This is a genomic window from Roseibium sp. RKSG952 (assembly GCF_009711355.1).
Map to the genome: position 1 here is coordinate 1 of NZ_SMMF01000715.1, position 5,325 is coordinate 5,325.

At 57.6% G+C, this 5,325-nt stretch carries 5 protein-coding genes and 1 riboswitch; of the genes, 4 read left to right on the forward strand and 1 reads right to left on the reverse strand.

Annotated features, from left to right (window positions below; genetic code table 11):
- Positions 1 to 134: 134 nt before the first annotated feature.
- Positions 135 to 641, reverse strand: coding sequence for a helix-turn-helix domain-containing protein (locus tag E1297_RS04575; RefSeq protein ID WP_196223193.1), 507 nt, complete (start codon positions 639 to 641; stop codon positions 135 to 137).
- 320 nt (positions 642 to 961) lie between these two features.
- Between E1297_RS04575 and E1297_RS04580 the strand changes: the two genes are divergently transcribed.
- From E1297_RS04580 to E1297_RS04595, 4 genes are all read left to right on the forward strand, one after another.
- Complete coding sequence (locus E1297_RS04580) at positions 962 to 1,597, forward strand: cysteine hydrolase family protein (RefSeq protein ID WP_155134479.1); 636 nt, start codon at positions 962 to 964, stop codon at positions 1,595 to 1,597.
- The gene (locus tag E1297_RS04585) at positions 1,590 to 2,204 is read left to right on the forward strand and encodes a cysteine hydrolase family protein (RefSeq protein WP_155134482.1); all 615 of its coding nucleotides are present in this window, start codon (positions 1,590 to 1,592) and stop codon (positions 2,202 to 2,204) included. The genes E1297_RS04580 and E1297_RS04585 overlap by 8 nt, the downstream gene beginning before the upstream one ends.
- Before the next feature lie 430 nt (positions 2,205 to 2,634).
- Positions 2,635 to 2,735: riboswitch (TPP riboswitch) on the forward strand.
- A gap of 129 nt (positions 2,736 to 2,864) precedes the next feature.
- Complete coding sequence (gene thiC, locus E1297_RS04590; protein ID WP_155134485.1) at positions 2,865 to 4,694, forward strand: phosphomethylpyrimidine synthase ThiC; 1,830 nt, start codon at positions 2,865 to 2,867, stop codon at positions 4,692 to 4,694.
- 194 nt (positions 4,695 to 4,888) lie between these two features.
- Entirely contained in the window at positions 4,889 to 5,185 is a 297-nt protein-coding gene (locus E1297_RS04595) for a DUF1330 domain-containing protein (RefSeq protein WP_155134488.1), read from the forward strand.
- The last annotated feature ends 140 nt before the right edge of the window (positions 5,186 to 5,325 follow it).

Genomic DNA, 5,325 nt, shown 5'->3' on the forward strand with positions numbered 1-5,325 from the left:
CAGCTTCTCGAACGATGCCCCGCATCGTCCCTCAAAACTCTCCTAGCCGAACCGGCGGAAAACCAGGTCAAATGGGTGAATAATCCGGGAGGTTGGCATGAGTGCGGTCAGGCCCGCCACGCTCAAGCGAAAAGTCACTCCGGCTGGCGGTTGCGGCTGGTAGGCGCATGAAACCCGGGCTTGATCGCGTCCTCCGATATATCGAGTTGCAAATCCTCCAGCTTTATCACTTGCCCATCCTCACGAACCAATTCCACGCGAACGGCTTGACCTGTGTTCCGGTCGACATAGCGGAACGGTGACACTTCAGGCGGAACCAGGTGATCATACCCGAACTGCCCGAATGATACGATGGCCGGAACCAAACCGTATCCACGCTCCGTGATCTGATACTCGGCGTGCTTGCGCTGGCCCGGCTCCTGATAGTCTTTGGTGACGACAATACCGGCCTCAGCCAGTTGCTTCAGCCGTTTCGACAATCCGGCTGGCGAAATGCCGATATGTCCCTGAAGTTCTCTGAACCGCGTCACGCCTGCCAGAATGTCTCGCAAAATCAGAATCGACCAGCGGTCGGAAAGAATATCGGCGCAAGCGCCGACCCCGCAGTAAGTCGTATCCACGTCGCGCCAATCCGTCGTCATCACATCCCCTCTTGGTGATTTCCATCGCAAACGCATCCGGACTGTTCCTCCGCCAACAGCAAGATGCAGATGCCTCTGTAATTCCGGTCCGGTTTCCAGGTCCACGGTTTTCTTGAAGTCCCTTTGCGCCCGGTTTCCTTAAAAAGGCCTCGCCTTCTTGCCTCATGCCTGCACTGCTGCAGCCAATCCGGATCGGCACCCGTCCCCTCAGGCTTAATCCATTACACTGTTCAAAAATACCTTGCTACATATTTTGAAGTCAGATAAACCGATCTCCGGACCCATCGGAATGCCCTGCAGCAATCAATCAGGACCCGCGCATGATGACCTATTCAATCGCAAAGACCGCATGCCTCGTTGTCGACCCGTTGAATGACTTTCTCTCCCCCTTTGGAAAAGCCTGGCCGATGTTGCGGCAAGTCACCAGGGAGACGCGCCTTCAAGAGAAGATGGGCCAAACCCTGCGTTTGGTCCGCTCCCGCGGTATTCAGGTGGTCTTTGCCCCCCATGAAAGGTACCGGGGCGGCAAGCGCCCGGACCGCAAATACCTGCATCCCTCGCAGTACCTTCAGGGCGTGTTCAGAATGTTCAGCGCACGCGGGTTTGGCGGCCGGTTCCATAAGGATTTCCGCCCGAAGGACGGAGATATCATTGCGAGCGAGCACGCTTGCTCAAGCGGTTTCATCGGCACGGACCTCCAGGACCTGCTTCAGGAACGCGGCATCACCCACCTGATCATCGTCGGTATGCTTGCAAACACATGCATCGAATCCACCGCCCGCAGCGCGGTCGATCTGGGATATCACGTGACCCTCATGCCGGAGTGCGTCGCGACGTGGACGCATGCGGATCAGGCCGCTGCCGTCGATCATTCCTACAAACAACTCGGCCACCAGATATTGAGCCTCGGCGAGCTGGAAGCCGCTCTGGAAGAAAGAGAGCCCGCACATGCTTAGCGCAGCCCTGAACCGAATGAATGCGGCCATTCTCCGCCGCAAGACAGATTCTTACCGCCAGTATCCGTCCGGAAAGACCGCAGTGATCATGGTCGATGCAATTCCGGCGTATCTGGCGGACCAGGATGGCCTGATCCGCAAGATAAAGCAGATCATGGATTTTGCCAGACACCGGGGCATGCCGGTCATCTTCAGCGATTTCGGGGGGAGCCGGCCTGCAAGGGACCTTGTCCCCGGCGTAAAGCGGTTGTTCGACCTTCTTGAGAAAGCCGATGCCGAAGCGACCACATCTGCAGCCTTTTGGCACGGGGAAAGTCCTTTGACACACCAAAGACAAAGCCTGAGCGCGTTTTTTGACGGAACACTTGCAACGCAACTGAGTAAATCCGGCATCGAACATGTGGTTCTGGCAGGTGCCTTCGCCGACTTGTCGGGAGACTCAACGGCGCGCCACGCATCCGAACTCGGTTTTCATACAACGGTCCTGTCAGACGTATTCGGCGCTACGAGCAAAGGCGCACATGCCGCAACACTCGGCATCACCCTGCCCCGGCTGGTGCATCAGGTCACGACTGCAGAATCGTGGCAGCGCGACGTTCTGGCGTAATACCAACCGCTCGAATTATTGACCTTTTTGACCTGGTTCTCCGCCGGTTCGGCCAGGAGAGTTTCAAAGGACGATGCGGGACATCATTCGAGAAACTGGACGCCGTGCGAACCGGCGGAAAACCGCCTGGCGGTGCGCAGCGCCCTTGACGCTCAAGCCCTTGTGCAAAAATCGCAAAGTAAGCTTTTCAAGGCACAGTCCGCCTTGAAGGGCTTCCCAAAAAATGAGCGCTTCAGATTGACCTGCTTACATCGTTCAGCACTTCTAAATAGAGCTCACCGGTTTTGCGCGCAGGAGATTTTCGATCTGCAAGTTCATTAGAAATCCCGCTGTTCCTGTGTCATGGCGGCAGGACGCAAATACCAATGCGTGCATAACCAGCTCCAGCACCCTTGAAGATGAGCCGCCGAGCCCTTACCCTAGGGGCGTTGCAGGGGAGTCCCGCCGTTTAGGGGACTGAGAGGCTAACAGGACGGATGTCCGGTGAAGCGACCCTTTGAACCTGACCCAGTTGATACTGGCGTAGGAAGCCCGGTCCCGAGCCTGACGGTTTGTCCGTCTGGTTGTTTCATGTCGCAAGTATCATCTTGGGGCCCCGTCAGTTTCCCGTGCCAAATGTCCGCTGTGTCTTTTTAAGCCAGCAGCTTGAGGAGCACCGGCATGACGTCACATTTTCCTTCCCCGGACCCGTCAAAGGTCCCGGCCATCACAACAGGCCCCCTTCCCGCTTCGAAAAAGATTTTTGTCGACGGCACACTTCATGACGGTGTGCGCGTGCCCATGCGCGAAATCTCGACCCATCCGACCGCCGGCGAACCGCCGCTTCCGGTCTATGACAGCTCGGGCCCCTACACCGATCCGGAATTTGTGCCGGTTATACGCAATGGCCTGCCTGCCTTGCGCTCGGACTGGATTGCCCGGCGTGGCGACACGGAAAGTTATGAGGGCCGCGAAACCAGGCCCGAAGACAACGGCTTTGCCCGGGGCGACCATCTGGTCCCAGAATTCCCTGCAAAACGCGCGCCCCTGAAAGCGGTATCGAGGGAGGCTGTCACCCAGCTCGCTTATGCCAGGGCCGGGATGATCACGCCGGAAATGGAGTTCGTGGCCATCCGCGAGAACCTGAAGCGCGAAGCCGTGGCCAGCGAACGCGACGGCGAAGCGTTCGGTGCCAACTTGTCCGATATCGTCACGCCTGAATTTGTCCGCCAGGAAATCGCGGCAGGCCGCGCAATCCTGCCCGCCAACATCAACCACCCGGAACTGGAGCCGATGATCATCGGCCGGAACTTCCGGGTCAAGATCAATGCCAATATCGGTACCTCTGCCGTCACCTCATCCATGGAGGAAGAGGTCGAAAAGATGGTCTGGGCAACCCGCTGGGGTGCCGACACGGTGATGGATCTGTCGACCGGCCGCAACATTCACAACACACGGGAATGGATCCTGCGCAATTCGCCGGTGCCGATTGGCACCGTACCGATCTATCAGGCGCTGGAGAAGGTCAAGGGCATCGCCGAGGACCTGACCTGGGACGTATTCCGCGACACGCTGATCGAACAGGCCGAACAGGGCGTCGACTACTTCACCATTCACGCAGGCGTGCGCTTGCACATGGTTCCGATGACGGTCAAGCGGGTAACCGGGATCGTGTCGCGCGGCGGCTCGATCATTGCCAAATGGTGTCTGCACCACCACAGGGAGAGCTTTCTTTACGAGCGGTTCGACGAGATCTGCGACATTTGCCGCGCCTATGATGTCAGCTTTTCTTTGGGCGACGGCCTGAGGCCGGGGTCCATTGCCGATGCCAATGACGAAGCCCAGTTTGCCGAACTGGAAACCCTTGGCGAACTCACCAAGATTGCGTGGGCCAAGGACTGTCAGGTGATGATCGAGGGGCCGGGCCACGTCGCCATGCACAAGATCAAGGAAAACATGGACAAGCAGCTTGAGTGCTGCCACGAGGCCCCGTTCTATACCCTGGGCCCGCTGACGACCGATATCGCACCTGGTTACGATCACATCACCAGCGCCATAGGGGCTGCGATGATCGGCTGGTATGGCTGCGCCATGCTGTGTTATGTCACGCCGAAAGAACATCTCGGTCTGCCGGATCGCGAAGACGTCAAGACCGGCGTGATCACATACAAGATCGCAGCCCATGCCGCCGACCTCGCCAAAGGACTGCCGGGAGCACAGGCGCGTGACGACGCACTGTCACGGGCGCGTTTCGAGTTTCGTTGGGAAGATCAGTTCAACCTGGCGCTCGATCCGGAAACCGCGCGCGATTTTCACGACCAGACCCTGCCGAAGGAAGCACATAAGGTGGCCCATTTCTGCTCCATGTGCGGGCCGAAATTCTGCTCCATGCGGATCTCCCACGACATCAGGACCGAAGCCCAGAAAGAGGGCATGGAAGCGATGGCACAAAAGTACCGCACCGGCGGAGATCGCTACATGCCCGTGACGGAACCGGCCAAAGCCGGATAGAAGACCACGGCTGTTCCCCGCAGCGCTTTCGCTGCGGGGAACTTCAGAATTTCAACCGGTGCCGGTTTGGGTTTTCCCTAGATACCGGTTTCAACTTCTTTAAAAATCATCCAGATCAATTCGCGCAGCATTCAGTGAATGACTATCTTTGCCAGAGGGAGGCACAAACCGTTTGCCAGCAAAGGTATCGCCCCATGAAGTTCTATTCGGTAATGGAAGTCACACCCAAAAACGATGACTGGCTTCAACCATCCATTGAGGCCGCCAACAGGCTTGTTCCCAAGCATGGCGGAAAATACTTGGCCCGGACCAAAACCCACGAACAGCTGGAAGGTCCGGAAGAGCAGGCAAGCATCCGCATCCTGATTGAATGGCCGTCACGGCAAGCCGCCCTGAATTTCATGGATGACCCGGAATACAAGCCCCATCTTGAGGCGCGGACCAAAGGCTCAACGAGCGTCCACTTTTTGCTGGAGGGGGACATTCTCTAACCGGTCGGCATCCCACAGAAAACAAACACTTCCCGCCATCTCAGGCCGGCTTGGGTTTTTCATCTGCGTGACATGCCGCGAACACCGGCAACTGTGGGCGGCAAAATTATTCAGCCCGTTGAAAAAGGCCGGTGTTTTAT